We start from the raw sequence: 24980 nt of genomic DNA, 5'->3' as shown, positions 1-24980 counted from the left end.
GTGCCGGTGCTGCTGCCGCCGCTGAGGGCGGCGCTCCGGTGCGGGCGGACCGGCCGCGGCGGACCCGGTCGGTGTCCGCGGGGTCGGCGAGCCAGGCGGGAGCCGATGCCGCCGCCACTCCCGAAGCTCCCGCCACTCCCGAAGCTCCTGCCGCTCCCGAAGCTCCTGCCGTTCCTGCCGCTCCCGCCGCCGAGGGCGCCCCGCCGGTGCGGGCGGACCGCCCGCGGCGGACCCGGTCGGTGTCCGAGGGGTCGGCCAGCCAGACGGCCGGCGAACCGACGGCCGAGCCCGCGGCTCCCGTACGGCCCCGGACCTCCGACGCGCCCCGGTCCTCCGACGCGCCCTGGCACAACCCGGTGCCCGCCCACGACGAGAAGCCCTCGGGCGAGAAGCCGGGCGAACCGGGCGAACCGGGCGAGCAGAAGGACGAGACCTCGGCCGGAGCGGCCGACCAGGACGGAGACGGCGCGTGAACCTGCTCGACACGGTGCTGCGCTGCGTCGCCACCCTCGTCGTCTTCCTGGTCTTCCCGCTGGTCATCGGCCAGACCGAGCACAAGGTCATGGCGCACATGCAGGGCCGGCTCGGCCCGATGTACGCGGGTGGCTTCCACGGCTGGGCGCAGCTCGTCGCGGACGGCGTGAAGTTCGCGCAGAAGGAGGACATCGTCCCGGCCGGGGCGGACCGCCGGATCTTCCAGCTGGCGCCCGCCGTCTCGCTGCTGCCGTACCTCTTCGTGCTGCTGGCGATCCCGGTCGGCCCGAACGGCTTCGTCGGCCAGGCGATCGACGCAGGCCTGTTCTTCGTGCTGGCCGTGATGGGCGTCGGCGTGATCGGCAAGCTGATGGCCGGCTGGGCCTCGGCGAACAAGTTCTCGCTGCTCGGAGGCCTGCGCACGGCCGCGCAGCTGATGTCGTACGAGCTGCCGATGGTGCTGGCGGCGGCCTCGGTGGCGATGGCCGCCGGCACGCTGTCGCTGCCCGGGATCGTGGACGCCTGGGAGTGGTACTGGCTGCCCTGGCAGGTCATCGGCGCGTTCGTCTTCTTCACGGCCGGTCTGGCCGAGCTCCAGCGCCCGCCCTTCGACATGCCGATCGCCGACTCGGAGATCATCTTCGGCGCGTACACCGAGTACACCGGTCTGCGGTTCGCCCTGTTCCTGCTGTCCGAGTACGTGGGCATCCTGGTGGTGTCCGCGCTGACCGCGGTGCTCTTCCTGGGCGGCTGGCACGGACCGCTGCCGGACCAGCTCGGCTGGCTCTGGATGATCCTCAAGACCTTCGCGCTGGCCTTCGTGGTCATCTGGCTGCGGGTCACCTACCCGCGTCTGCGCGAGGACCAGCTGATGCGCTTCGCGTGGACGGTGCTGATCCCGCTCGCGCTGGTCCAGCTGGCCCTCACCGGCATCATCAAGGTGGCGATCTCATGAGCTTCCCCGGTATCGGCCTCGCCAAGGGCCTGGCCGTGACGCTGCGGACGATGACGAGGAAGAGCGTCACCGCGCAGTACCCCGACGTGCAGCCGGTGCTGCCGCCGCGCTCGCGCGGCGTCATCGCGCTGCTGGAGGAGAACTGCACGGTGTGCATGCTCTGCGCGCGCGAGTGCCCGGACTGGTGCATCTACATCGACTCCCACAAGGAGACGCTGCCGGCCGCCGAGCCGAACGCCCGGGCCCGCACCCGCAACGTGCTGGACCGCTTCGCCATCGACTTCTCGCTCTGCATGTACTGCGGGATCTGCATCGAGGTCTGTCCCTTCGACGCGCTGTTCTGGTCGCCGGAGTTCGAGTACGCGGAGACCGACATCCACGAGCTGACCCACGAGCGGGACAAGCTCCGCGAGTGGATGTGGACCGTCCCCGCGCCGCCGGCCCTGGACCCGGCGGCCGAGGAGCCCAAGGAGATCGCCACCGCGCGCAAGGCGGCGGACAAGCTGGCCGCGGCCGCCGCGGCGGCCGCGCAATCGGCCACCGACGAGAAGGGTGACGACGCGTGACCGGTGCCACCACGCTTCTCGCGGCGACCGGCTCCCTGGAGCCGGCCGCCCGTTCGTTCCTGTCCCCGACCGGCCAGGAGATCGTCTTCCTGCTGGTCGGCATCGCCGTGCTCGGCTCGGCCGTGGTCTCAGTGACCACCAGGCAGCTGGTGCACGCCGCGCTCTGGCTGGTGGTCGCGCTCGGCGGGCTGGCGGTGGAGTTCCTGCTGCTCACGGCCGAGTTCATCGCCTGGGTGCAGGTGCTGATCTACCTCGGCTCGGTGGTCGTCCTGGTGCTGTTCGGGCTGATGCTCACCAAGGCGCCGATCGGGCGCTCGCCGGACGCCGACTCCAAGAACCGCTGGGTGGCCCTGGTCGTGGCGCTGGCCGCGGCCGGGACCCTGGTCACGCTGGTCGTCGACGCCTTCCGGACCTCCTGGATCGACCTCGGCCAGGGCGGCGGCTCGGCCGCCGTCACCGGGGCCAGCCTGTTCCGGCACTGGGTGCTGCCCTTCGAGGCGCTGTCCGTGCTGCTGCTGGCGGCGCTGGTCGGCGCGATCGTGCTGTCGCGCGGCTCCAAGCGGCGGGTGCCGGCGCCCCGGGCGGGCCGGCTGCGCGCCGGGCGGCCGGTCGGGTCCAACCGGACGGTCGCCGCGACCGCGCCGAAGCCGGCTCCGGCGACCTCCGAGCAGTCGACCTCTGAGCAGGAGGGCTGATGCACCTCGCCTACCCCGCCGTCCTCGCCGCGCTGCTGTTCAGCGTCGGCGTGTACGGCGTGCTCGCCCGGCGCAACGCCGTCCTGGTGCTGATGTCCGTCGAGCTGATGCTCAACGCCGTCAACCTCAACCTGGTCGCCTTCGACGCCTGGCTGCGCGACTCGCTGCACGCCGGGCAGGCGCTCACCCTGTTCACCATCACCGTCGCCGCCGCCGAGATCGGACTGGGGCTCGCCATCGTCCTGCTGCTGTTCCGGGCCCGGGGCACCGCGGACATCGACCGGGCCACCGCGCTCGGCGACCCGGCCGAGGCGTTCGCCGTCGAGGAGACGCCGGTCGACGCCGGGGCGCCGGTCGGAGCCGAGGCACTGAAGGGCCGGGCCACCGCATGAACCTCGCCCTTCCCGTACTCGTCCCGGTGCTGCCCGCGCTCGGCGCCGTCGCGACCCTGGCCGTCGGCCGGAAGGCGCCCGGGCTGGCCCGGCCGCTGGCCGTCGTCCCGGTCGCCGTCTCGGCGGTGCTCGCCCTGGTGGTCGCCCTCCAGCTGGGCACCGGCCAGACCCTGGACGCCGCCACCCGGCTCACCCCGACCGGCGGCCCGGACATCGCCCTCGCCCTCCACCTGGACGGCTTCAGCTCGCTGATCTCGGTGCTGGTCGGACTGGTCGCCACCTGCGTCCAGGTCTACTCGACCGCGTACCTCAAGGAGGACCCGCGCTACCCGTCCTACGCGGCGCTGGTCTCGCTGTTCACCGCGGCGATGTTCCTGGTGGTCTACTCGGGCGACCTGATCGTGCTGCTGGTCGGCTGGGAGGTCATGGGCCTGTGCTCGTACTTCCTGATCGGCCACCACTGGGAGACGGCGGACGCCCGCTCGGCCTCGCTGAAGGCCTTCCTGGTCACCAAGCTCGGTGACGTGCCGTTCCTGTTCGGGATCTTCCTGCTCGGCGCGGACGCCGGCAGCTTCCGCATCCCGGACGTGCTGGCGGCCGCGTCGGAGGGCCGGCTCGGGCACCCGACACTGACCGCCCTGCTGCTGCTCGCCGGCGTGGCCGGCAAGAGCGCGCAGTTCCCGCTGCACACCTGGCTCCCGGACGCGATGGCCGGCCCGACCCCGGTCTCCGCGCTGATCCACGCCGCCACCATGGTCGCGGCCGGCATCTACCTGGTCGCCCGGCTGCTGCCGGTCTTCCTGCTGTCGGGCGCGGCGCTGGTCGTGCTCGCGGTGATGGCCGCCGTGACGATGATCGGTTCGGCGCTCTGCGCGCTCGCCCAGGACGACCTCAAACGGGTGCTCGCCTACTCCACCGTCGGCCAGCTCGGCTACATGGCCGGCGCGCTGGCCTCCGGTGACCGCGAGGCCTCGGTCTTCCACCTGGTCAGCCACGGCGCGTTCAAGGCGCTGCTGTTCCTGGCCGCCGGTGTGGTGATCCACGCCGCGCACACCAACTCGATCTCCGCGATGTCCCGGATCCCCGGGCTGCGCAAACGCGTCCCCGACGCCTACTGGACGATGGGCATCGCGCTCGTCGCCCTGATCGGGCTGCCGCCGTTCTCCGGCTTCTTCAGCAAGGAGGCGGTGCTCACCGCCGCCGAGCACGCCGCCAACGGCGAGGCGCTGACCAACGGCCTCGGCCCGGCCTCGGCGGTGCCGCAGGCGGCCGGGTGGATCGTGCTGATCTCCGCCGGACTCACCGCGCTGCTCACCGCCGCGTACGCGGCCCGGCTGTTCCTGGTCGCGTTCCACAGCCCGGCCGGGGCCGCCGCGGCCGCACCGCAGGTGCTGCCCGCCGCCGACCGGGGCACCGTCGTGGCCGACCACGAGGCCGGCGCGCCGTACTCGCCCGAGCTCGACGAGGCCGACCCGGCCACGGCCGAGCCGCCCGCGATGCGCTGGCCGCTGTGGGTGCTGGCCGTGCCGACCATGGGCTTCGGCATCGCCGGCGTGCGCTCGGACTGGCTGCCCGCGCTCCTGGACGGCGGCTCGCTGCGGCCCTCCGCCGTAACCGCCGTCACCGGCACCGGGCTCGCCGTGGTCGGCGCGCTCGCCGCGTACGGCGCCTGGCGCTCGGCGGCCGCCCGGCTGGGCACCGGCCGCCCGGCACCGGCCGGCCGGGTGCCCGAGCAGGGCGGGGCCCCGGCCGCCGAGGTGATCGTCGCCGACCCCGGGCGCACCCTGCTCGGCCCGCTGTTCGGCCCGGCCCGGCACGGCTTCGGCGTCGACCGGCTGTACCGGGCGCTGTTCGTCCGCCCGGTGGTCGCCGCCGCCAAGCTGGTCCGATTCCTCGACCGCGAGGTCGTCGAGGGCTACGTGCAGGGCAGCGGCATCGGCGCCAACCTGCTCGGCCGGGCCGTCCGGCTCGCGCAGACCGGGAACGCGCAGACCTACCTCAGCGCCCTGCTGGCCGCCGTCGTCCTGCTGGCCGTCCTGGTGGCGGTGTAGCCGGTGCTGCTGTCCTCCACCTCCGTCCCCTCGACCGCTGCTGGGAGCCCCCGATGAACGCAGTCCTCATCGCCCTCCTGGTGCTGCCGCTGCTCGGCGCCGTACTCACCCTGGCGCCGGTGTTCGGGCCAGACCGGGCCGTGGCCGGCCGGCGGGCACTGCGGCTGAACACCGTCGTCACCGGCGCGGTGTTCCTGCTCACCGTCGTCCTCGCGGCCGGCTTCGACCAGGACGAGCCCGCCCGGATGCAGGCCACCACCGACGTGTCCTGGATCCCGGCCCTGCACGTGCGCCTCCACCTCGGGGTGGACGGCGTCTCGCTGCCGCTGATCGTGCTGACCGCGCTGCTCACCTTCCTCTGCGCGCTCTACTCGGAGAAGCGACTGCCGGGCGGGGACGCCCGGGGCGCAGCCCCTGATGAGCCTCGTCCGTCGGCACAGGCCTTCGTCGCGCTGTTCCTCCTGCTCGAAGTCGGCATGCTCGCCACCTTCGCGGTGCTGGACCTCCTGCTCTTCTTCCTGGCCTTCGAGATCGTGCTGATCCCGATGTACTTCCTGATCGCCCGCTGGGGGAGCGGCGCGAAGGTGCCGGCCGCCAACCGGTTCATCCTCTACACGCTGCTCGGCTCGGCCGTGATGCTGCTCGGCTTCCTGCTGATCGGCAGCAAGGCCGGCACCTTCGACATGCAGGCCCTGGCCGCCGCGCACGGCAGCGGCCTGAGCCACACCACCCAGGTGGTCGCCGCGCTGGCGATCCTGGTCGGGCTCGCGGTCAAGGCCCCGGCCTGGCCGCTGCACAGCTGGCTCCCGGACGCCCACACCGCCGCCCCGACGGTGGGCTCGGTGCTGCTCGCCGGCGTGCTGCTGAAGATGGGCACCTACGGTCTGGTCCGCGTCCTCCTCCCGGTCGTGCCGGACGGCGCCACCACGCTGGCCCCCTACCTGGGCGCCTTCGCGGCCGTCGGCATCGTCTACGGCTCCCTGGCCTGCCTGGCGCTCTCCCGCCCCGGCGCCAAGGGCGACCTCAAGCGCCTGATCGCGTTCTCCTCCGTCGGCCACATGGGCTTCGTGCTGCTCGGCATCGCCTCCCTCACCCCGGTGGGCGTCAACGGCGCGCTGTTCGCCAACATCGCCCACGGTCTGATCACCGGTCTGCTGTTCTTCGTCGTCGGCGCGCTCAAGGACCGCTACGGCACGGCCGACCTCGACACCCTCGCCGGGGCCACCGGCGCCGCCCTGTACGGCCGGGCCCCGCGACTGGGCGTGCTGCTCGCCTTCGCCGCCGTCGCCAGCCTCGGCCTGCCCGGCCTGGCAGGCTTCTGGGGCGAGCTGCTCGCCATGTTCGGCGCGTTCGACCCGGCCGACGGCCTGTCGCGCCCCGCGTTCGTCACCTACATGGTCCTGGCCGGCCTCGGCACCCTCCTCACCGCCGCGTACCTCCTGATCGTGGTCAAGCGCGTCTGCATGGGGGACCCCGAGCAGCCCGCACCGGTGGCCGAGCTCGCCGACCTGCGCCCGTACGAGGCCGTCAGCTGGACGCCGCTGGCCGCGCTGACGCTGCTCGCCGGCCTCTGGCCCGCGCTGCTGCTCGGCCTCTCCGATCCCGCCGTCAAGCACCTCCTCGGGGGTGGCTGACCGTGCTCGCAGCCCAGACCGCCGCACTCGGACCTCACTCCACGGGGCAGCACACTGTGACCTCCCTCGCCGTAGCCAACCCGGGCAGCCTGATCCAGTCCGTGGACTGGGTGGCGATCGCACCGCCGCTGATCGCCGCCGTGGCCGCCCTCGCCGTGCTGCTCACGGACCTGTTCCTGCCCGAGCGGCACAAGAAGTGGCTCGGACGTCTCACTGCGGCCGGACTCGCCCTCGCCCTCATCGCACTCCTCCCCCTCACCGGTGGATCACCCCGAGCGACCTTCTGTGTGCAGAACGTAGCAGGGGGGTCCGACAACGGCGGCTGCTCGTACGTCGCCGACCACTTCGCCCTGGTGTTCCAGCTGCTCGCCCTCGGCGGCGCGCTGATCGCGGCGCTGCTGTCGGCGCACACGGTGGAGGACGAGCGGCTGCCGCGCGGCGAGTACTGGTTCCTGCTGCTCTCCAGCGCCACCGGCGCCGCGCTGCTGCCCGCCTCCCGCGACCTCGCCACCATGGTGATCGCCCTGGAGGTCGCCTCGCTGCCCGCCTTCGCCCTGGTCGCGCTGCGCCGGGACGGCCGGGGCGCCGAGGCCGCCTTCAAGTTCTTCGTCTCCTCGGTGACCGCGACCGCCGTGATGCTGCTCGGCGTCGGCTTCGTCTACGCGGCGAGCGGCAGCCTGCACCTCGGCGCCGTCGCCCAGGGCCTGGAGCACGCGCCCGGGCAGCTCAAGCCGCTGGCCGAGGCGGGCGCGGTGCTGACCCTGGTCGGCTTCGCCTTCAAGGTCGCCGCCGTCCCGTTCCACTTCTGGGTGCCCGACACCTACACCGGCGCGCCGCTGCCGGTGGCCGGCTACCTCTCGGTGGTCGGCAAGGCGGCCGGCCTGTCCGGGCTGGCGCTGGCCACCACCGTCGCCTTCCGCCCGTACGCCCACACCTGGGGCCTGGTGCTCGCGGTGCTGGCCGCCGTCACCATGACCGCCGGCAACGTCGGCGCGCTGCGCCAGCGCTTCGACACCCGGTACAGCGCGGTGCGGCTGCTCGCCTGGTCCTCGGTCGGCCAGGCCGGGTACCTGCTGGTGCCGCTCGCCGCGGCCGGCTACGCGCCGACCGGCGTCGACCCGCTCGGTGCCACCGCCGCGTACGCGCTGATCTACGGCGTGGTGAACCTCGGCGCCTTCGGGGTGGTCGCCGCCGTCGGCCGCCGGCCCGGGACCAGCGTGGACGACTTCCGCGGCCTGTTCGCCCGCAACCGCTGGACGGCGCTGGCGCTCGCCTTCTTCCTGCTCTGCCTGGCCGGGCTGCCGCCGGGCGTGATCGGCCTGTTCGGCAAGGTCGTGGTGTTCCGCGCGGCGGTCGACGCCGGGCTGGGCTGGCTCGCCGTGGTGATGGCCGTCAACGTGGTCATCGCCCTGTACTACTACCTGCTGTGGACGGCCCGGCTGTTCGCCCCGGCGGGGGACGAGCCCCTCGCGGAGGCCGCCGCCGGAAGCCGTCTGCCGGTGAGCCTCACCGCGACGCTGGGGCTCACCGCCTCGGCCGCCGTGGTCCTCTCGGTGGCGCCGCAGCTGGTCCTCCAGGTGGCGGGCGGCTCGCTGTTCTGAGCGGGCGCCGGACCGCGCCGGGGGTGCGGTCCGGGGCTGTCACGGCGGTGCCGGTGGTGCGGCCCGGGGCCGCCGCGGCCGCGCCGGTGGTGCGGCGCTGCGGTGTCGCGTCGGTCACCGTGTCGGGTCACAAGGGAACAAGGCCCTCGGCCCCGCCCGTTGACCGGGCACGAGGGACGAGGCAGAAAGGGCTTCCCCACCGCACCACTGGAGGGCCTGACGTGCACAGCCGGCACAACGGACTGAGGACCGCCGTCCTGCTCGGCGGCCTCTCGGCGCTGATCCTGGTGATCGGAAGCCTCTTCGGTCGCACCGGCTTCGTGATCGCCCTGCTGGTCGCCCTCGGGACCAACGCCTACGCGTACTGGAACAGCGACAAGCTCGCGCTGCGGGCCATGCGGGCCCGGCCGGTCAGCGAGTTCGAGGCGCCCCAGCTGTACCGGATCGTCCGCGAGCTCTCCACCGCCGCCCGCCAGCCGATGCCCCGCCTCTACATCTCCCCGACCCCCGCGCCCAACGCCTTCGCCACCGGCCGCAACCCGCGCAACGCGGCGGTCTGCTGCACCGAGGGCATCCTGCGGATCCTGGACGAACGCGAGCTGCGGGGCGTGCTCGGGCACGAGCTGAGCCACGTCTACAACCGGGACATCCTGATCTCCTCGGTGGCCGGGGCGCTCGCCTCGGTGGTGATGTTCCTGGTGAACTTCGCCTGGCTGATCCCGTTCGGGCGCAGCGAGGACGACGACGGCCCGGGGCTGTTCGGGATGCTCGCCATCATGATCCTCGGCCCGCTCGCGGCCGGACTGATCCAGATGGCGGTCAGCCGCTCCCGCGAGTACCAGGCCGACGCCGACGGCGCCCGGATCACCGGCGACCCGCTCGCCCTCGCGAGCGCCCTGCGGAAGCTGGACGCCGGGACCCGCCGGCTGCCGCTCCCGCCCGAGCCGCAGCTCCAGACCGCGAGCCACATGATGATCGCCAGCCCCTTCCGTCCCGGCGAGGCCGGCGCGAGGCTCTTCTCCACCCACCCGCCGATGGCCGAGCGGGTCGCCCGCCTGGAGCGGATGGCGGGCCACGGGCGGTAGCGCACCGCCGTCCGGGGTCAGCCCGTCTCCTCCTCGTACGCGAGCCGCAGGCGGTGGACGCCCTCGGCGACCTGGGCGGGGCTCTCGGCCGCGGCGTAGCTGAGGCGCAGGTGGGGGGCCGGGGGTTCGGCGGGGTGGTAGGGGCGGCCGGGGGAGACCTGGACGCCGGCGCGCAGCGCGGCCGCGGCGAGGGCGGTGTCGTCGACGCCGTCCGGGAAGCGCAGCCACAGGTGGTAGCCCCCGGGGCGGTGGGTGCCGAGGACGCCGGGCAGCTCGCGGTGCAGGGCGGCGACGGCGGCGGTGCGGCGGTCGCGCAGTTCGGCGCCGAGAGTGCGCAGGTGACGGGCCCAGGCGGGGTCGGCGACCAGTTCCAGGGTGGCCTCCTGGAGCGGCCGGGGCACGAAGAAGCTGTCCACCACCTGGGTGGCCCGCAGTCGGGCCAGCGCCGGTCCGCGCGCGGTGAGGGCGCCGACCCGCAGGTTGGGGGAGGCCGCCTTGGTCAGCGAGCGCAGGTGCACCACGACCCCGTCCCGGTCGTCGGCGGCGAGCGGGCGCGGCAGCGCGGGGGCGTCCGCGTGGACCAGCAGCCGGGCGAAGTCGTCCTCGACCACGAAGGCCCCGGCGGCCCGGGCGATCCGCAGCACCGCCTCCCGCCGTTCGGGCGACAGCACCGCCCCGGTGGGGTTCTGGAACAGCGGCTGGCAGACGAGGACCCGTGCCCGGGTGGCCGCGAAGGCGTCCGCCAGCAGGTCGGTGCGCAGGCCGTCGGCGTCGACCGGGACCGGGACGGGCCGCAGCCCGGCCGCCCGGACGACCGCCAGGATGCCCGCGTACGTCGGCGACTCCACCAGCACCGGCGAGCCGGGCGCGGCGAGCGCCCGCATGGCGACGGTCAGCCCGCTCTGCCCGCCGGAGGTGATCAGGACGTCCCCGACGCCGATCGGCCCGCCGTGGCCGCCGATGTCCCGGGCGAACCAGCCGCGCAGTTCGGTGAGGCCGTCGGTGGGCGGGCGGTCCCAGGCGCCCGGTCGCCGGCCGGCCCGGGCGAGCGCGGCGGCGAGCAGCCGCTCGGGCAGCAGCGAGGCGTGCGGGTAGCCGCTGTTGAGGTCGACGACGTCGGGCGGGGGCACCCGGAGGGTGGCGAACACGGGGGCGGCGAGCAGGTCGCGCGGGCCGGAGTCGGCGCTGAGCGCGATCTGCTGCCAGGAGAGGTCGCCGGTGCGGCCGGACGGTGCGGCGGGGACGGCCGGGGCCGCGGCGAAGGCTGCCGCCCGGAACACCCCGGCGCCGGGCCGGGAGACCACCAGCCCCTCGGCCACCAGCACCGCGATGGCCCGGGAGACCGTCACCGGGCTGACCTGGTGACGTTCCACCAGCGCCCGACTGGAGGGAAGCTTCCGTCCCTCCGGGTAGCGCTCGACCTCCCGCCGCAGGATGTCGGCGAGTTCGGTCACACTGCTACGCTCGTTCATGACGGCACAAGATAGCGCTACCCGGCTTCGGGCGGTAGCACCTCGCCAGGCCCCCGCTTCCGGCACCGCCCTCGCGGCCCTCGCCGTGGCCTCCTTCTCGCTCTCCTTCCCGGCGACCGCGTGGTCCCTGACCGGCTTCGGCCCGTGGTCCGCGACCGGCCTGCGCGGCGCCCTCGCCGGTCTGCTGGCCGTCCTCCACCTGGCGGCCGTCCGCGCCCCGCTGCCGCAGCGGCGGCACTGGCCCGGACTGCTGGTGGTCTCCGGCGGCTGCGTCCTCGGCTTCCCGCTGCTGACCACGCTCGCCCTGCGCACCTCCTCGACCGCCCACTCGGCGGTGGTCATCGGCGTGCTGCCGCTGGCCACGGCGACGGTCGCGGCGCTGCGCACCGGCCGCCGGCCGTCCGCGGCGTTCTGGGCGGCGGCGCTCGCCGGGGCCGCCGCCGTGCTCGCCTTCACCCTGATGCAGAGCCACGGCCGGCCGACCGTCGCCGACCTCTACCTGTTCGCGGCGGTACTGCTCTGCGCCGCCGGGTACGCCGAGGGCGGGCGGCTCTCCCGGGACCTGCCGGGCGCCCAGGTGATCGCCTGGGCGGTGGTGGCCGCCCTGCCCGCGACGCTGCTGACCGCGGCACTCGGGCTGGGCGCCGAGCCGGTGCGGTTCGGGGCGCAGGCCCTGGTCGGACTGGCCTACACGGCGGCGGTCTCGCAGCTCGGCGGGTTCGTGCTCTGGTACCGGGGGATGGCCGCGATCGGGGTGCCGAGGGCCAGCCAGCTCCAGCTCGCGCAGCCGCTGCTGACACTGGTCTGGTCGGTGCTGCTGCTCGGCGAGCGGCTGCCGGCCGCGGCGCCCGTCACCGCGGTGGTGGTGCTGGTCTGCATCGCGGTGACCCAGCGGGCCCGGACCTGACCCGCGGGCGCCGCAGGGCTGTGCCGTACGTTCCCGAACCCCCGATCCGACCGGTTCGGCGCGGCCCCTTGCTCGTTAGGATGAACCCGTGCCCGTCGGTCCGGGCGAGGCATCCGGAGGGAGTGGGCCGTCATGGCAGACGAGAGGCACGCCCCGGCGGCCGGGGACGCGCCGGCCCGGCGCCGCGGCCAGGGCGAGCTGGAGGCGCAGGTGCTCGCGGTGCTCCAGCAGGCGCCCGGCCCGGCCGCCGCGGGATGGGTCCAGGAACGCCTGGAGGGCGACCTGGCCTACACCACGGTCATGACCATCCTGTCCCGGCTGCACGCCAAGAGCGCCGTGACCAGGACCCGCTCCGGCCGTTCCTACCTGTGGCAGGCCTCCTCGGACGCCGCCGGGCTGGCCGCGCTGCGGATGCGCCGGATGCTCGACGGGGAGGCGGACCGGGACGCCGTCCTGGCCAGCTTCGTCAGCGCGCTGCTGCCGCACGACGAGGAACTGCTCCGGGCGCTGCTGGACGCCGCGTCCGCCGATCCGGCAGTGCCCGACCGTGAGAGCTGACCCGTGGGCCTCTTCGTCTTCCTCCCGCTCGTCCTGCCGCTCACCGCGGTCCCGATCGCGCGCCTGACCGAACAGCACCTGCACCCGCGCGGCGCGGCCCGGCTGATGACCGTGATCAGCGCGGTGATGGCGGTGTGCAGCGCGCTCTGCCTCGGGCTGATCGGCGTGGTGGGCACCGCGCAGATCCCCGGCAACCCGCTGCCGGACAGCTGGTCCGACCCGGAGGTGCGGGCCGCGCTGCCGTACCACGAGACGGTCGGCACGGCCGCGATGTGGCTGCTGGCCCTGGTGGTCCTCGCCTGCGCCCGGACGGTCGTGCGGCACCTGCGGGTGCGGGCCCGGGCCCGCCGGGCGCTGAGCGGGCTGCCCGTCGGGCCGGGACCGGCCGGCGACCTCGCGGTGCTGCCGGACCGGAGCCCGTACGCCTACGCGCTGCCCGGCTCGCCCGGCCGGGTCGTGGTCTCCACCGGGATGCTGGCCGGCCTGGCCGCCGACGAGCGCGAGGCGCTGCTCGCCCACGAGCGGGCGCACCTGCGCCACCGCCACCACCGGTACCTGCTGACCACCCAGCTCGCCGCCTGCGTCAACCCGTTCCTGCGGCCGCTGCAGGACGCGGTGGCGTACAGCGCGGAGCGGTGGGCGGACGAGGACTCGGCGCAGGCCGTCGGGGACCGCCGGATCACCGCGCGGGCGGTGGCCCGGGCGGCCCTGGTCTCGCACGCCGCCCCGGCCCCCGGCTTCGCTGCCTTCGCCGCCCCGGCCGCGGCGGCCGGCCCGGTGCCGCGCCGGGTCGCCGCGCTGCTCGGCCCGGTGCCGACCTCCCGCAACTGGCCGCCGGCGAAGACCCCGGCGGGCCTGGCGGCGATGGTCGCGGCGATCGGTACGGCGGCGTCGGCGCTGTGCGCGCTCAACGCCGCCGTGGCCCTGCTGGTGGTGCTCAAGGCCGTCACCCCGCTGTAGTAGCCGGCGGGGCTCCGGAGCGTCACCCCGCTGTGGCCGGCGGGACTCTAGAGCGTCGCGGCCAGCTCGTCGACGGCGGTCTCGGCCGCCGCCAGGGATTCGGCGGCGAGCGGCTGGAAGGCGTTCAGCGCCGGGATGTCCGCGGCCCGGGTGAGCTCGGCGGTGACCACGTGCAGGTGCTCCGCCGCGACCCCGATCCGGTCGAAGTACGCCCGCAGGTACGGGACCTGGAAGTCGCAGTGGGCACGCGGCGTGCCCGGCCCGTAGCCGCCGCCGCGGACCGCGACGACCACCACGCGGGTGTCGCGCAGCAGCGGCTCGCCGGTCTCCGGATCGTGGTGGACGCCGGGGAAGGTGACCCGGTCGATCCACGACTTGAGGCCGGCCGAGACGGTGTAGTTGTACATCGGGCTGCCGACCAGCAGGACGTCGGCGGCCCGCAGCTCCTCGATCAGCGGGCGGCTGAGCGCCCACTCCCGCGCCTCGTCCGGCCCCTCGGCGAGGCGGCCGACGTCGTCCAGCGGGAGCACCCCCTTGCGTTCGGTGCGGCGGCCGAGGGCGTCGTAGGCGGCGCGCACCGTGGGCACCGGGTCGGTGGCGAGGTCGCGGTGCCGGTGCTGGACGCGGGCGCCGTGGCGGGCGCGCCAGGCGTCGGCGAAGCGGGCGGTCAGGGCGTGGCTCACCGAACCGGACGGGCTGATGCTCGAATCCAGGTGGAGCAGCGTGGTGGAGGTCATGGCGGTCTCCTGGTCACCTCGGAGGGGGACGGATCGTCATAGCGGTGACGAGCCGCGCCGAGGAAAGGTGACCGATGGACCGGAACGCGATGCCGGGGGCGGCGGACGGGCGGGAGCGGAGCGGGGGAGCGGCCTCGGGGGCGGGACGCCCGGAGGCCGAACGCTTCGAGGCCGTGCGCTCGGACGCCGAGCGCGTGGACGCCGTGTGCTCGGACGCCGAGCGCGTGAACGCCGAGCGCTTCGAGGCCGAGCGCGGCCGGCTGCGGGCGATCGCCCAGCGGATGCTCGGCTCGACCGGCGAGGCCGAGGACGCCGTGCAGGAGGCCTGGCTGCGGCTGGTCCGCACCGATCCGGCGGAGATCGGCAACCTGCCCGGCTGGCTGACCACGGTGGTCTCCCGGATCTGCCTGGACCTGCTGCGGGCCCGTGCCGCGCGCCGCGAGGAGCCGACCGACGAGGCGCTGCCGGACGGCTCGGGCGGCGGCCCGGAGCCGGAGCGGGAGGCGCTGCTGGTCGAGTCGGTGGGCCGGGCGCTGCTCGTGGTGCTGGACCGGCTGGGCCCGGCCGAGCGGGTCGCCTTCGTGCTGCACGACGGCTTCGCGGTGCCCTTCGACCGGATCGGGCCGATCCTCGGACGGACCCCGGTGGCCGCCAAGAAGCTGGCCAGCCGGGCCCGGCAGCGGGTCCGCGGGACGGCCGCGCTGCCCCCGGAGCCGCTGGCCGGGCACCGGCGGGTGGTGGAGGCCTTCCTGGCCGCCGCCCGGGGCGGGGACCTGGCCGACCTGCTGGCCGTGCTGGCTCCCGACGTGGTGCGCCGGGCCGATCCGGCGGCGCTGGGGCCCGGCCGCGACCCGGTGGCCCGGGGCGCGCGGGCCGTCGCCCGGGAGACCACGGTCTTCGGCCGCCGGGCCCGCTACGGCGCGGTGGCCCTGGTGGACGGGGCGCCCGGCATCCTGATCGCCCCGGACGGGCGGCTGCGGCTGGTGCTGCGGGTGGCGGTCGCGGACGGCCGGGTGGCCGGCTACGAGGTGGTGGCCGACCCGGCCCGGCTGGCCGCGCTCGACCTGGCCGTCCTGCCGGAGTGACTCCTTCCCGGGCGGGGGCTGCCGGACTGTGTCCCGCCCGGGTGAGGGCCGCCCGGCGGGCCGGTCGGGGGCGGGCCGGTCGGGGGTGGTCCGGTCGGCGCCGGGTCAGTGGGCGATCCGGACCAGCATCTTGCCGGTGTTGGCGCCGCGCAGCATGCCGAGGAAGGCGTCCACCACCCGGTCGAAGCCGTCCACGACGGTCTCGTCCGGGACGACGGCGCCCGAACGCAGGTGCGGGACCAGGAAGTCGTACAGCTCCGGCCGGGCGTCGAGGTGGTCGCGGACCAGGAAGCCCTCCAGCCGCAGGCTCTTCCCGACCACGTCGAACAGGTTGCGCGGGGCGGCCGGCGGGTTCCCGAGCCGGTTGTACTGGGCGACCGCGCCGCACCAGGCGATCCGGCCGCGCTCGCGCAGGGCGCCGATGGCGGCCTCCAGGTGGTCGCCGCCGACGTTGTCCAGGTAGGCGTGCAGCCCCTCGGGGGCGGCCTCGCGCAGGCGGTCCGCGATCGGGCCGTCGTGGTAGTCGAAGGCGGCGTCGAAGCCGAGCCGCTCGGTGAGGCGGGCGGCCTTGGCGGCGGAGCCGGTGCTGCCGACGATCCGTCCGGCGCCGAGCAGCCGGGCGAGCTGCCCGGCGGCGGTGCCGACGCCGCCGGCGGCCGCCGAGACGAAGAGCGTCTCGCCGGGCTGGAGCCGGGCGATCCTGGTCAGCGCGACCCAGGCGGACAGACCGGTGCCGCCGAGCACCGACAGGTGGGAGCAGAGCGGGACGCCGGCGAGATCGGGCAGCAGGCTCGCCCGCTCGGCGGTGACCACCGCGTGGGCGCGCCAGGCCTGGCGGTGCTGGACCAGTGCCCCGACCGGCAGGGCGTCGGCCCGGGACTCCACCACCCGGCCGAGGGCGCGGCCCTCCAGCGGGGCGTGCAGCTCCCAGCCGCCCTCCTCCATCTCCTCGCGCATGTACGGGTCGACGGACTGGTAGAGGTTCTCGACCAGGGCCTCGCCCGCCGCGAGGGCCGGGACGGTGTCCTCGACGAAGGCGAAGTTCGCGGCGGTCGGCGCCCCGTCGGGGCGGGAGACCAGGTGGACGGCGCGGGTGGTGGGGCGGGACATCGGGGGCTCCGGACGGGTGAGGACGGGCGGATGTGATCACCGTAGGAAGCGCGGGAGCCGCCGGGCAGGGGCGCCGGTCGATGGAACGGCGGCATCCATGAGCAGGATCGATGGATCGCGGGATAGGTTCGGCCGCATGACCGATCTCGCCCCGCACGAGCTGCGGACCCTGGTCGCCGTCGAGGAGGAGCGGAGCTTCACGGCGGCCGCCGCACGCCTGGGCAGTACCCAGTCCGCCGTCTCGCACGCTGTCCGCGCCTGCGAGCGAAAGCTCGGCGCGGTGCTCTTCGACCGGGGGCGCCACGGCGCGCGCCCCACCGAGGGCGGCGCGCGAGCGGTGGCGTACGCCCGCCGGATCCTGCGACTGCTGGACGCGATGGGCCCCGAGGTGCGCGGCGCGGGAGCGGACGGACCGCTGACCGGCACCCTGCGGATCGCCGCCTTCCGCAGTGCCGCCGCCCACCTGCTGCCGCCCGTCCTGGCCCGGCTCGCCGAGCGCCACCCCGGGCTCGGCACCCACGTCCGGATCGTCCGGGAGCTCGGCCGCGGCACCGCCGGGGAGGTCGCCGACGGTCGCGCCGACCTCGGGCTGGCGACGCTCGACGCGGGCGGCCCGCCACCCGCCCCGGGCCTGGTCGCGGTGCGGCTGTACGAGGAGTCGTACGCGCTCGCGCACCCGCACGGCCACCCGGCGCCGCGCGAACTCCCGCTGGTCGACTGGGACGAGAACTGCGGCTCGTACACCCGGGACTGGTGGCAGCGGCAGGACTGGATCCCGCCCGCGACCGTGGACGTGGAGGACGACACGGTGGCCCTCTCGCTGGTCGCCCAGGGCCTCGGCATGGCGATCATGCCCCGGACCGCCCTGCTCGGCGCCCCGGCCGGCCTCGCCGTCACCGACCTCGGGCCGCGGCCGCCCAGCCGCTCGGTCGGGTACGTCACCACGCCCGAGCTGGCCGGGACGGCCCCCGTCCGGGCGCTGATCCGCGAGCTGCGCGAACTGCCGCTGCCGGCCGGGCTGTCGGCGGCCCGGCCCCCGGCCGGCCGGTCCGCGACGGCCCAAGCCCCGTAGGCCCGGACCCCGTAGGCCCGGACCGCGCGGGCCCAAGCCCCGCGGGCTCAGGCCTCGACGGACCGGTTCCCGACGGCAGGGTCCTCGACGGCCTCCCGGAGCTTGCGGAACTCCTCGGCCAGCCCGTCCAGGGTGTAGTGGGCGTTGAGGCCGCTGGGGTTCGGCAGCACCCACACCTCGGTGCCGCCGATGCCCTCCGGTTGCCGCCCCGGCGTGGCCCGGCGCTGCCCGAAGGCCGTCCGGTAGGCGCCGATGCCGAGCACGGCCAGGACGCGCGGGCGCAGCCGCAGCACCCGTGCGCGCAGCGCGGCGCCGCCCTCGCGCAGCTCCTCGGCGGTCAGCTCGTCCGCCTTGGCGGTGGTGCGCGGGGCGACGTTGGTGATGCCCAGGCCGAGTGCGAGCAACTCCCGCTGCTCGTCCGGGCGGTACTGGCGCCCGGTGAAGCCGGAGCGGTGCAGGGCCGGCCAGAAGCGGTTGCCCGGGCGGGCGAAGTGGTGGCCGGTGGCGCCGGACCACAGGCCCGGGTTGATGCCGCAGAACAGCACCCGCAGCCCGGGACCGGAGACGTCCGGGATGGTGGTGTCCTTGGCGGCCAGCAGCTGCTCGGCGGTGGGCTTCATCGGTGCGCTCGGATTCACCCGGCCAAGTCTGCCGTGCCCTTGGCCGCGTCCTTCGCCTCCTTCGCTTCCTTCGCCGCGCGCTCGGCGGTGTCCCTGGCGATCTCCTCGGCCGCGTCCTCGGCGGTGCGCCCGGCCGCGCGCTCGGCCGTGTCCTCCGCCGGGCCCGGGGCCGGGGCCGGCCCCGAAGTCGCGACGGCCGCCCGGCGGTTGCGCAGCCGGCGCAGGCCGAACACCACCACGGCCGCGTAGGCCCAGCCGACGAAGACGTCGATGATGAAGTGCTCCGCGCCGTAGACCAGGGTGAAGGTCATCGCGAGCGGGTAGGCGACCAGCACGGCCCGCAGCCAGCGGTTGGCGGTGGGCCAGAAGAAGAACAGCAGCATCGCCGGGTAGGCGGAGTGCAGCGAGGGCATCGCGGCGACGTCGTTGGCGAACTGACTGCCGTTCTCCAGCAGGGAGTCGGCCTGCGGCAGCCCGCTCACCGAGATCACTTCCCAGACCACCCGGGACAGGTGCGGCAGGTTGCCCTCCTGGGAGACCAGCCACGGCGGGTCGGCCGGGTAGAGGAGGTAGGTGGCGAAGCCGGCGAAGGTGAGCGTCAGGTAGGCGGCGAGCAGCTGCCGGAAGCGGTGGTGCGCGCGTCGCCAGAGCACCGCGAGCAGCAGGAAGACCACGAAGAAGTGCGAGAGGTAGACGGTCACCGCGGCGTAGTCGTACCAATGCGGTGAGCCGGCGGTGTAGAGCGCGTGCTGGAGCCGGACGGTCCAGGTCTCGCCGAAGCCGAGCACCTCGTCGAAGCGCAGCTGCGGCAGCCAGTGCGGGGCCCACGGGGTGTGGGCGCCGTAGCCGCGCAGCAGTGAGTACGCCCACACCACGGCCATCACCGGGACCCAGTCGCGCAGGACCAGGAGGAAGCCGCGGGGGCCGTGCCCGCTGTGCACGGCGGCGGTCAGCAGGGCGGCGATGAGCCAGAGGAACAGCACGTCGTTGGCCGCGGGGATGCCCTCGGTGCTCAGGAACCAGAGGAGGCACGTCAGGTAGAGCGGCCAGGCCAGCCACCGGAGTCTCGACCAGCCCGTCACGCGTGGGCGGGGCGGAGGCACCGGGCGTGGCTGCCCGGCCCGCGCGTCGTGCGGGGCCGGGGGGAGGGTCTTGGTCATGCGCACCGAAACTAGCAACCCAAACTTGGAGGACTCTGGGTGAAATATGACTGGATCGTAAGAACGTCCGATCCGGTCGACACCCGGTTCGACAGGTGAATTCGACTGGTGGTTCGACGCACGGTCGGGCGCGGGTCAGGCCACGATGCCCAGCTCGTGCGGGGTGTTGTTGAAGCGTCGGCCGCCGGCCGGGGTGACGGTCACGATGTCCTCGATCCGCACCCCGAACCGGCCGGGCAGGTAGATCCCCGGCTCGATCGAGAAGCACATGCCCGGCACCAGCGGCCGTTCCTCGCCCTCGACCAGGTACGGAGGTTCGTGCGTGGTGGTGCCGATGCCGTGGCCGGTGCGGTGGATGAAGTACTCGCCGTACCCGCCCTCGGTGATCACCCGGCGGGCGATCCGGTCGATCTCCTGGCAGGCTACCCCGGGGCGCACCGCCTCGAAGGCGGTCTGCTGGGCCAGTCGGACCAGCTCGTGCACCTTGCGCACCTCGTCCGGGACGTCCGCGCCGACGTGCACCGTCCGGGTGGTGTCGGAACCGTAGCCGTCCTTGAGGCCGCCGAAGTCCAGCACCACGGTGTCACCCGTACGGATGACCCGGTCACCGGCCTCGTGGTGCGGGTTGGCGCCGTTCGGCCCCGAGCCGACCACGGTGAAGTCGACCTGGCTGTGCCCGTACTGGATGAGCAGCGCGCCGAGGTCGGCGGCCACGTCGGTCTCCCGGCGGCCGGCGAACTCGACCTCCAGGATGCCCCGGTAGGCGGCGTCCGCCGCGCCGCCCGCGGCGGCCAGGCGGTCCAGCTCCTCGGTGTCCTTGACGGCGCGCAGCATCGGCAGGCAGTCGGTGAGCGAGACGAAGGAGACGCCGGGCAGCGCGGCCTGGAAGCCGAGCAGGTGCAGCGCCCAGGTGTTGTCGGAGACGCCGTACCGTCCGGCCGGGTCGAGCAGCGGGCCGACGGTGGCGAACGGGTCCTCGCCGTCGGACCAGTCGAGCAGCCCGACGGCCGGGGCGCCGACCGCCTTCTCGGCATCCGGGCGCTCCAACTTGGGCACCACCAGAGCGGGTTCGCTTCCGGCGGTGAGGACGAGGGCGGTCAGTCGCTCGGTGATCGCGGTGGGCGAGTAGCCGCACAGGTAGGCCAGGTCGGGACCGGGCGCGACGACCAGGCCGGCCAGACCGGCGGCGGTCGCCTCGGCGGTGGCGCGGGACATCCGGGCGGTGTGGTCCTCGACGGTGAAGGGGCGGGGCACGGCGGTTCCTCCTCGGGGGCCGGACGGGCGCTGCTGGGACTCCATCGCGTCAACTCCATCACTTCCTCGTCGAGTTGGCGAAGCCCTCGGGGAGGAACCGGCGCGATCCGGACGGCGATGCGGATCGCTCTCCGGACGGCGATCCGGTGGGCGCTCCGGTACCGGGCGAGGCGTGGGCGGGCACGGCGGGTCCGCGGCCCGCCCCGGGAAGCCCTCGGGGGCGGGCGTTACCCGGCCAGTTCACCCGGTTGCCGGGCCCACCGCATGCGGCGGACGGCCGTGCGGGTGAGCGGCGGCCGACCCGGGGCGTCAGTCCTGCCGGTCGGCCGACTCGGCCGACTCGGTGGACTTGGTGGACTTGGTGGATTCAGCGGATGCGGCGGACTCGGCAGTGGGCCACACGGCGCGCCGCAGCGTGCGGCTCGCGGTCGCGGCCAGCAGAGCGGCGGCGAGCAGGGCGCTGATCCCGACCAGCGCGGTGGCGGGGGAGGAGCGGTCCAGCAGCAGGCCGGTGACGAAGCTCCCGGCGGGCATGCCGGCGGTGAGCAGCGTCATGGTCGCCGCGATCACCCGGCCGCGCAGCGCGTCCGGCACCTGACGGAAGACCAGCAGGTCGAGCATCACCCGCAGGGTCGGCACGCCCGCGCCGAACACGAACAGCGCGGCGAAGACGGTCGGCGCCCCGCCGGGCAGCAGCGGCGCCAGCGGGACCGGTACGGCGCTCCAGGCCACCGCCAGCAGCAGTACGCCGGGGCCCGCCAGCCGGTGCAGCCGGGCGACCAGGGCGGTGCCGGCCAGCGCCCCGACCGCCTCGCCGGCCAGGGCCAGGCCGATCCCGGTGCCGCTGGTGCCGTGCTCGCGCAGCAGCACCATGACGGGCAGCAGCAGGGAGGCCCCGGCGAGATTGATCACCAGCAGGACGGCCAGGGCGGTCCGCAGCAGCGGGGAGGCGGCGAGGACGCGGAATCCCGCCAGGGCGCTGTTCCCGGTGGACCGGTCGGCGTCCCCGGACTCGTGCGGGCTGGGGAAGCGCACCGCGACGGCGGCGGTCACCGCGAGCAGGGAGGCGAGCGCGGCGCCGAGGAAGGGGACCGCGTGGCCGAGCCCGAACAGGAACCCGGCCAGTGGCGGTCCCGCCAGCGAGGCGCCGCTCATCCGGGCCTCGTCCTGGGCCAGGGCCTGGGAGAGCTGCTCCGGCGGGACCACCGAGCGCAGCGCGAGCAGCCGGACCGGGCCGCTGTAGGCGATCGTCGCGCCGATCACGGCGGCGACCAGCAGCAGGTGGACCAGGTTCGGCGGGCCGAACGCCAGGGCCACCGGGACGCTGGCGAGGGCGAGTAACCGAGCGCTGTCGGCGGCGATCAGCACCCGGCGACGGTTCACCCGGTCGGCCACCACGCCGCCGTGGACGCCCAGCAGCAGGGTGGCGGCCATCTGCACGGCGCCGAAGGCTCCGGCGGAGGTGGAGGAGCCGGTGAGCGCGAGGACCAGCAGGGGGAAGGCGGTGTCGCCGATCACCATGCCGAGGGTCGCGGAGGCCTGGCCGGCCCAGAGGGCCTGGAACCGCAGGTTGCGCCGCAGTGGTACGAGCGGCGGCGGTGCGGGCGACGAAGGTGCGGACGGGGAAGGCGCGGGCGGCGGGGGCACGGACGGCGGGGCGTCGGCCGGTCCGGGGTGCTCCATCGCCGTTGTCGTCGTCGGTTGGTCCGCCATGTCCCGCCCCCATCGTTCGCGATTGCCGCAATCATTCACGTCTGCATGAATGATGTCGCAGGCGTCATTGGTTTCGCAAGGGTGATTGATGGCTCGGTGGTGAGCGCTCACCGGGGCGTGATTGCGAACGGAGCGGCCGATCTGGAAGGGTGGCCCCGTGGTCGAGCACACACCGGAGGCCGCCGACGGCGGCGAGCAGCAGCCCGTCACCTGGGTCAAGGAACGCCAGGTGTCCGACGTCGCGGTGCTCAAGGCCCTGGCCGACCCGCTGCGCCTGGCCATCCTCGGCGCGCTGCAGTCCTCCGAGGACCGTCCGCTGACGGCCAAGGAGCTCGCCGCCACGCTCAACGAGCCGCAGACCAAGCTCTACCGGCACATCAAGCAGTTGGAGAAGGCCGGGCTGGTCCTGGTGGCCGGCACCCGGCTGGTCTCGGGCATCGTGGAGAGCCGCTACCGGGTCGCCCAGGGGGCGATCCGGCTGGCCCCGGAGATGTTCACCGCCGACTCCCCGGCCCGCTCCGAGGCGTACGAGGCCGTCGTGGCCGCGATGGACCGGGTGCGGTCCGACTTCCGCGCCAGGATCGCCGAAGGCCGGCTGGACTTCGGCCGGCCGCCCGGTGGTTCGGGCCCGCCGTCCGGACTGTTCGCGGACTTCGCACTGCGGCTCAGCCCGGACCGGTTGGACCGGCTGCGATCCCAACTGGCCGAAATCTTCGACGAACTGAACGAAGAAGGGCCGAGTGCGGCCGAGGATGCGCTGGATGTGACCGTCTTTACCCTGCTCTACGGTCTCCGACCGGGCACGGAATCATAAATTCCGGGTCGTCTGTCGGTGCGGTGGGACACCATGTCCGGCATGTCCTACGAACTCCAGGCGCTGATAGGAACACGGGAGCTGCTGACGGTGGCGGCGGCGGAGGTTCCGGCGGCCCGGGTGGTGCCGTTGGCGCAGGGGCTGGCCCTGATCCCGGTCACCTCCGCCGTCCTCACCGCGCTCCAGGGAGACGGCGTCCTGCGCAGGCCCGGCAGCGGGGCCGGGCCCGGCCGGCCCGCGGACGGCTTCGAACTCCGGCTCGCCGCCTGGTCGAAGGCCGGACCGATCGCCCGCGTCGAGGCGCGGTACTTCGGTGGCGGCGGCACCCAGCGCGCGGCCGTCTGGGTGGACGGCGCGGTCACCCTCGGCCCGCTCACCATCGGCGAATTCGAGCCAGCCCCGGCCGAGGGCACCCCGATCTCCCGCGCCCTGCGGCGGATCGGCGCCCGCGCCGAGGAGGGCCGGGCGGACGAGTTCGAGTCGGTCGGCCTGGGGCGGCACCGCAGCACCGGCGGCTGGGCCGAGCCGGCCGACTGACCCCGCCGCCGCCGCCGTCCGTGCCCGCGCCCGTGTGCGCGCTTGTGCCTGCGCCCGCGCTTGTGCCCGGGGCTGTGCCCGCCCCCGTGCGGTCAGCGCGAGGCGGGCGAGTCGGCCTGCCAGCGCCGGCCGATGGAGCGCAGGAGGGCCGGGTAGACGCCGAGGTACCGGAAGGGCTTGATGGCGGCCATGTAGAGGTGGCCGAGGAGCCCGTTGGGCTTGACCAGGACGGCCATCTGGGCGCGGTACGCGCCGCTGCCGGGAGCGGTCTCGACCCAGCCGAGGTGGAGGATGCCGTGGACGGTGCGGTTGGCCGTCTCGGCGGTCCACTCGTCGTGGAGCAGGTAGACGGAGCGGAACGGCGCGGAGCGGGTGTCGGGGCCGCGCGGGGCGTCCCGGAGATCGGCCGGGAGGCGGTCGCGGAGGGTGGGGACGCGGGTGTCGAGGCCGGCGTCGGGCTTGTCCCAGCCGAGCAGGGCGCCGAGCTTCCAGCGGGCCGCGAAGAGGAGGCGGACGACGGGGGAGGCGGACATCGGGGCGCCGGTGCCGTTGGCGAACTGGTCGACCAGGCGGGCGAGGTCGTCGGGGCTGCCGGGGGTCGGCAGGGCCCACACGTCCTCCAGGCGGAAGTCGGGGGCGATCTCGTGGATCCGCCACGGGCGGGAGGTGTGTGCCGTGCGGGGGAGTCTCATCTGCGTGCCCCTGTCTGTACGGTGCCGTATAGAGCCAGGCTAGACCCGCGTGTACGGTGGCGTATGTACAAGGGCGTGAGCGTGAGGAGCGACACAGTGGAACGAGACGCGGCGAGGAGCCCGGCATGGGCGTGACGCGGACGCCGCGCGCCCGGTGGATCGAGGAGGGGCTGCGGGCGCTCGCGGCCGGCGGCCCGGAGGCGGTGCGCGTCGAGCCGCTCGCCCAGGCGCTCGGCGTCACCAAGGGCGGCTTCTACGGGTACTTCCGCAGCCGGGGCGCACTGCTCGACGAGATGCTCGACACCTGGGAGCGGGAGGTCACCGAGGGTGTGATCGCCCAGGTCGAGGACGAGGGCGGCGACGCCCGGACCCGGCTCGGGCGACTCTTCGCGATCGCCGCCACCAGCGGCGACGGGCCCGTGACCGGCACCACCGTCGACCTGGCGATCCGCGACTGGGCGCGGCGCGACGAAGCGGTCGCCGAACGCCTGCGCCGCGTGGACAACCGCCGGATGGCCTACCTGCGTTCGCTCTACGCGTCGTTCTGCCCCGACCCGGACGACGTCGAGGTCCGCAGCCTGATCAGCTTCTCGCTCCGGATCGGCCACCACCTCGTCGCCGTCGACCACGAGGGCCGCAGCCGCGCCGAGGTGATGGAACTGACCCGCGAATGGCTCCTGCGCTAGAGCCTGTCTCCGGCCGGCCGGGCACGCGGAAAGCGGTGCACGGAAAGCGGTGCACGGAAAACGGCGCACAGAAAACGGGGGCACAGAAAACGGGGCACGGAAAACGGGGGCGCGGGACCGCAAAAGGTGGGGGGGCGCGCCCCCCGGATG

At 74.9% G+C, this 24980-nt stretch carries 25 protein-coding genes; 17 read left to right on the top strand and 8 right to left on the bottom strand.

The window, feature by feature from the left end:
• Window positions 1-239 precede the first annotated feature (239 nt).
• The 9 genes from ACFWJ4_RS03360 to htpX all read left to right on the top strand — a co-directional run bounded on the left by ACFWJ4_RS03360 (window position 240) and on the right by htpX (window position 9453).
• Window positions 240-473: a hypothetical protein gene (locus ACFWJ4_RS03360; protein WP_359897584.1), complete on the top strand. Its 234-nt coding sequence runs from the start codon at window positions 240-242 to the stop codon at window positions 471-473.
• Entirely contained in the window at window positions 470-1429 is a 960-nt protein-coding gene (gene nuoH / locus ACFWJ4_RS03355) for an NADH-quinone oxidoreductase subunit NuoH (protein ID WP_380356089.1), read from the top strand. The genes ACFWJ4_RS03360 and nuoH overlap by 4 nt, the downstream gene beginning before the upstream one ends.
• On the top strand, window positions 1426-1995 hold the full coding sequence (locus ACFWJ4_RS03350) for an NADH-quinone oxidoreductase subunit I (protein WP_359897583.1): 570 nt from the start codon (window positions 1426-1428) through the stop codon (window positions 1993-1995). The genes nuoH and ACFWJ4_RS03350 overlap by 4 nt, the downstream gene beginning before the upstream one ends.
• On the top strand, window positions 1992-2690 hold the full coding sequence (locus ACFWJ4_RS03345; protein WP_380538631.1) for an NADH-quinone oxidoreductase subunit J: 699 nt from the start codon (window positions 1992-1994) through the stop codon (window positions 2688-2690). The genes ACFWJ4_RS03350 and ACFWJ4_RS03345 overlap by 4 nt, the downstream gene beginning before the upstream one ends.
• Window positions 2690-3082, top strand: coding sequence for an NADH-quinone oxidoreductase subunit NuoK (gene nuoK / locus ACFWJ4_RS03340; RefSeq protein ID WP_380538629.1), 393 nt, complete (start codon window positions 2690-2692; stop codon window positions 3080-3082). Before ACFWJ4_RS03345 ends, nuoK begins: the two co-directional genes overlap by 1 nt.
• Complete coding sequence (locus tag ACFWJ4_RS03335; protein WP_380538627.1) at window positions 3079-5133, top strand: NADH-quinone oxidoreductase subunit L; 2055 nt, start codon at window positions 3079-3081, stop codon at window positions 5131-5133. The genes nuoK and ACFWJ4_RS03335 overlap by 4 nt, the downstream gene beginning before the upstream one ends.
• Before the next feature lie 53 nt (window positions 5134-5186).
• Window positions 5187-6767: a NuoM family protein gene (locus ACFWJ4_RS03330; RefSeq protein WP_380538626.1), complete on the top strand. Its 1581-nt coding sequence runs from the start codon at window positions 5187-5189 to the stop codon at window positions 6765-6767.
• Between the two features lie 56 nt (window positions 6768-6823).
• A complete protein-coding gene (locus ACFWJ4_RS03325) occupies window positions 6824-8368 on the top strand; it encodes an NADH-quinone oxidoreductase subunit N (protein WP_380538624.1) in 1545 nt (514 codons plus the stop codon).
• 221 nt (window positions 8369-8589) lie between these two features.
• Window positions 8590-9453: a zinc metalloprotease HtpX gene (htpX, locus tag ACFWJ4_RS03320; RefSeq protein ID WP_359897577.1), complete on the top strand. Its 864-nt coding sequence runs from the start codon at window positions 8590-8592 to the stop codon at window positions 9451-9453.
• 17 nt (window positions 9454-9470) lie between these two features.
• On the opposite strand, the gene ACFWJ4_RS03315 is transcribed toward htpX, so the two are convergent.
• On the bottom strand, window positions 9471-10925 hold the full coding sequence (locus tag ACFWJ4_RS03315; RefSeq protein WP_380538622.1) for a PLP-dependent aminotransferase family protein: 1455 nt from the start codon (window positions 10923-10925) through the stop codon (window positions 9471-9473).
• Between ACFWJ4_RS03315 and ACFWJ4_RS03310 the strand changes: the two genes are divergently transcribed.
• The 3 genes from ACFWJ4_RS03310 (at window position 10924) to ACFWJ4_RS03300 (ending at window position 13350) form a co-directional block, all read left to right on the top strand.
• Window positions 10924-11832, top strand: coding sequence for a DMT family transporter (locus ACFWJ4_RS03310; RefSeq protein WP_380538620.1), 909 nt, complete (start codon window positions 10924-10926; stop codon window positions 11830-11832). The genes ACFWJ4_RS03315 and ACFWJ4_RS03310 overlap by 2 nt on opposite strands.
• Before the next feature lie 132 nt (window positions 11833-11964).
• Window positions 11965-12390 (top strand): BlaI/MecI/CopY family transcriptional regulator, encoded by a 426-nt coding sequence (locus ACFWJ4_RS03305; protein WP_380538618.1) that lies wholly within the window; start codon window positions 11965-11967, stop codon window positions 12388-12390.
• Window positions 12391-12393: 3 nt separating this feature from the next.
• Window positions 12394-13350, top strand: a complete 957-nt coding sequence (locus tag ACFWJ4_RS03300) for a M48 family metalloprotease (RefSeq protein ID WP_359897573.1) — start codon at window positions 12394-12396, stop codon at window positions 13348-13350.
• 47 nt (window positions 13351-13397) lie between these two features.
• On the opposite strand, the gene ACFWJ4_RS03295 is transcribed toward ACFWJ4_RS03300, so the two are convergent.
• Window positions 13398-14087: an NAD(P)H-dependent oxidoreductase gene (locus tag ACFWJ4_RS03295; protein WP_380538616.1), complete on the bottom strand. Its 690-nt coding sequence runs from the start codon at window positions 14085-14087 to the stop codon at window positions 13398-13400.
• Between the two features lie 74 nt (window positions 14088-14161).
• On the opposite strand from ACFWJ4_RS03295, the gene ACFWJ4_RS03290 reads away from it, so the two are divergent.
• Window positions 14162-15172 carry a sigma-70 family RNA polymerase sigma factor gene (locus ACFWJ4_RS03290; protein WP_380538614.1) on the top strand — a complete coding sequence of 337 codons (1011 nt, stop codon included), beginning with the start codon at window positions 14162-14164 and terminating at the stop codon, window positions 15170-15172.
• A gap of 105 nt (window positions 15173-15277) precedes the next feature.
• Here the strand turns inward: ACFWJ4_RS03290 and ACFWJ4_RS03285 are convergent, their stop codons facing one another.
• A complete protein-coding gene (locus ACFWJ4_RS03285) occupies window positions 15278-16282 on the bottom strand; it encodes an NADP-dependent oxidoreductase (RefSeq protein ID WP_380538612.1) in 1005 nt (334 codons plus the stop codon).
• A gap of 136 nt (window positions 16283-16418) precedes the next feature.
• On the opposite strand from ACFWJ4_RS03285, the gene ACFWJ4_RS03280 reads away from it, so the two are divergent.
• Window positions 16419-17354, top strand: a complete 936-nt coding sequence (locus ACFWJ4_RS03280) for a LysR family transcriptional regulator (protein ID WP_380538610.1) — start codon at window positions 16419-16421, stop codon at window positions 17352-17354.
• Between the two features lie 47 nt (window positions 17355-17401).
• Here ACFWJ4_RS03280 and mug read toward each other — a convergent pair whose 3' ends face one another.
• The 4 genes from mug to ACFWJ4_RS03260 all read right to left on the bottom strand — a co-directional run bounded on the left by mug (window position 17402) and on the right by ACFWJ4_RS03260 (window position 22101).
• Entirely contained in the window at window positions 17402-17974 is a 573-nt protein-coding gene (gene mug, locus ACFWJ4_RS03275; RefSeq protein ID WP_380538637.1) for a G/U mismatch-specific DNA glycosylase, read from the bottom strand.
• 14 nt (window positions 17975-17988) lie between these two features.
• Window positions 17989-19134 (bottom strand): phosphatase PAP2 family protein, encoded by a 1146-nt coding sequence (locus ACFWJ4_RS03270; RefSeq protein WP_380538608.1) that lies wholly within the window; start codon window positions 19132-19134, stop codon window positions 17989-17991.
• A gap of 135 nt (window positions 19135-19269) precedes the next feature.
• Complete coding sequence (locus ACFWJ4_RS03265) at window positions 19270-20433, bottom strand: M24 family metallopeptidase (protein ID WP_380538606.1); 1164 nt, start codon at window positions 20431-20433, stop codon at window positions 19270-19272.
• 264 nt (window positions 20434-20697) lie between these two features.
• Window positions 20698-22101 carry an MFS transporter gene (locus ACFWJ4_RS03260; RefSeq protein ID WP_380538604.1) on the bottom strand — a complete coding sequence of 468 codons (1404 nt, stop codon included), beginning with the start codon at window positions 22099-22101 and terminating at the stop codon, window positions 20698-20700.
• 157 nt (window positions 22102-22258) lie between these two features.
• Here ACFWJ4_RS03260 and ACFWJ4_RS03255 point away from each other — a divergent pair, with 157 nt between their 5' ends.
• On the top strand, window positions 22259-22915 hold the full coding sequence (locus tag ACFWJ4_RS03255; protein ID WP_380538602.1) for an ArsR/SmtB family transcription factor: 657 nt from the start codon (window positions 22259-22261) through the stop codon (window positions 22913-22915).
• 42 nt (window positions 22916-22957) lie between these two features.
• A complete protein-coding gene (locus tag ACFWJ4_RS03250; RefSeq protein WP_380538600.1) occupies window positions 22958-23452 on the top strand; it encodes a hypothetical protein in 495 nt (164 codons plus the stop codon).
• A 92-nt stretch (window positions 23453-23544) separates the two neighbouring features.
• On the opposite strand, the gene ACFWJ4_RS03245 is transcribed toward ACFWJ4_RS03250, so the two are convergent.
• Window positions 23545-24144 carry a DUF2867 domain-containing protein gene (locus ACFWJ4_RS03245; protein ID WP_380538598.1) on the bottom strand — a complete coding sequence of 200 codons (600 nt, stop codon included), beginning with the start codon at window positions 24142-24144 and terminating at the stop codon, window positions 23545-23547.
• A 125-nt stretch (window positions 24145-24269) separates the two neighbouring features.
• Between ACFWJ4_RS03245 and ACFWJ4_RS03240 the strand changes: the two genes are divergently transcribed.
• The gene (locus ACFWJ4_RS03240; RefSeq protein WP_380538596.1) at window positions 24270-24830 is read left to right on the top strand and encodes a TetR/AcrR family transcriptional regulator; all 561 of its coding nucleotides are present in this window, start codon (window positions 24270-24272) and stop codon (window positions 24828-24830) included.
• Window positions 24831-24980: the final 150 nt, after the last annotated feature.

It is taken from the genome of Kitasatospora sp. NPDC127067 (assembly GCF_042724755.1).
Classification (GTDB): Bacteria; Actinomycetota; Actinomycetes; order Streptomycetales; family Streptomycetaceae; genus Kitasatospora; species Kitasatospora lactacystinica.
Note: the sequence above shows the minus strand (reverse complement) of the source record. Positions and strands in the feature narration are given on the sequence as shown.

What these genes read in the sequence shown, in the direction of transcription:
- ACFWJ4_RS03295 (WP_380538616.1), bottom strand. Translation starts at nt 14,087, where the DNA reads ATGACCTCCACCACGCTGCTCCACCTGGATTCGAGCATCAGCCCGTCC.
- ACFWJ4_RS03335 (WP_380538627.1), top strand. Translation starts at nt 3,079, where the DNA reads ATGAACCTCGCCCTTCCCGTACTCGTCCCGGTGCTGCCCGCGCTCGGC.
- ACFWJ4_RS03310 (WP_380538620.1), top strand. Translation starts at nt 10,924, where the DNA reads ATGACGGCACAAGATAGCGCTACCCGGCTTCGGGCGGTAGCACCTCGC.
- ACFWJ4_RS03330 (WP_380538626.1), top strand. Translation starts at nt 5,187, where the DNA reads ATGAACGCAGTCCTCATCGCCCTCCTGGTGCTGCCGCTGCTCGGCGCC.
- ACFWJ4_RS03240 (WP_380538596.1), top strand. Translation starts at nt 24,270, where the DNA reads ATGGGCGTGACGCGGACGCCGCGCGCCCGGTGGATCGAGGAGGGGCTG.
- ACFWJ4_RS03285 (WP_380538612.1), bottom strand. Translation starts at nt 16,282, where the DNA reads ATGTCCCGCCCCACCACCCGCGCCGTCCACCTGGTCTCCCGCCCCGAC.
- ACFWJ4_RS03260 (WP_380538604.1), bottom strand. Translation starts at nt 22,101, where the DNA reads ATGGCGGACCAACCGACGACGACAACGGCGATGGAGCACCCCGGACCG.
- ACFWJ4_RS03290 (WP_380538614.1), top strand. Translation starts at nt 14,162, where the DNA reads ATGGACCGGAACGCGATGCCGGGGGCGGCGGACGGGCGGGAGCGGAGC.
- ACFWJ4_RS03270 (WP_380538608.1), bottom strand. Translation starts at nt 19,134, where the DNA reads ATGACCAAGACCCTCCCCCCGGCCCCGCACGACGCGCGGGCCGGGCAG.
- ACFWJ4_RS03250 (WP_380538600.1), top strand. Translation starts at nt 22,958, where the DNA reads ATGTCCTACGAACTCCAGGCGCTGATAGGAACACGGGAGCTGCTGACG.
- ACFWJ4_RS03265 (WP_380538606.1), bottom strand. Translation starts at nt 20,433, where the DNA reads ATGGAGTCCCAGCAGCGCCCGTCCGGCCCCCGAGGAGGAACCGCCGTG.
- ACFWJ4_RS03245 (WP_380538598.1), bottom strand. Translation starts at nt 24,144, where the DNA reads ATGAGACTCCCCCGCACGGCACACACCTCCCGCCCGTGGCGGATCCAC.
- ACFWJ4_RS03350 (WP_359897583.1), top strand. Translation starts at nt 1,426, where the DNA reads ATGAGCTTCCCCGGTATCGGCCTCGCCAAGGGCCTGGCCGTGACGCTG.
- ACFWJ4_RS03280 (WP_380538610.1), top strand. Translation starts at nt 16,419, where the DNA reads ATGACCGATCTCGCCCCGCACGAGCTGCGGACCCTGGTCGCCGTCGAG.
- ACFWJ4_RS03315 (WP_380538622.1), bottom strand. Translation starts at nt 10,925, where the DNA reads ATGAACGAGCGTAGCAGTGTGACCGAACTCGCCGACATCCTGCGGCGG.
- mug (WP_380538637.1), bottom strand. Translation starts at nt 17,974, where the DNA reads ATGAAGCCCACCGCCGAGCAGCTGCTGGCCGCCAAGGACACCACCATC.
- nuoK (WP_380538629.1), top strand. Translation starts at nt 2,690, where the DNA reads ATGCACCTCGCCTACCCCGCCGTCCTCGCCGCGCTGCTGTTCAGCGTC.
- ACFWJ4_RS03305 (WP_380538618.1), top strand. Translation starts at nt 11,965, where the DNA reads ATGGCAGACGAGAGGCACGCCCCGGCGGCCGGGGACGCGCCGGCCCGG.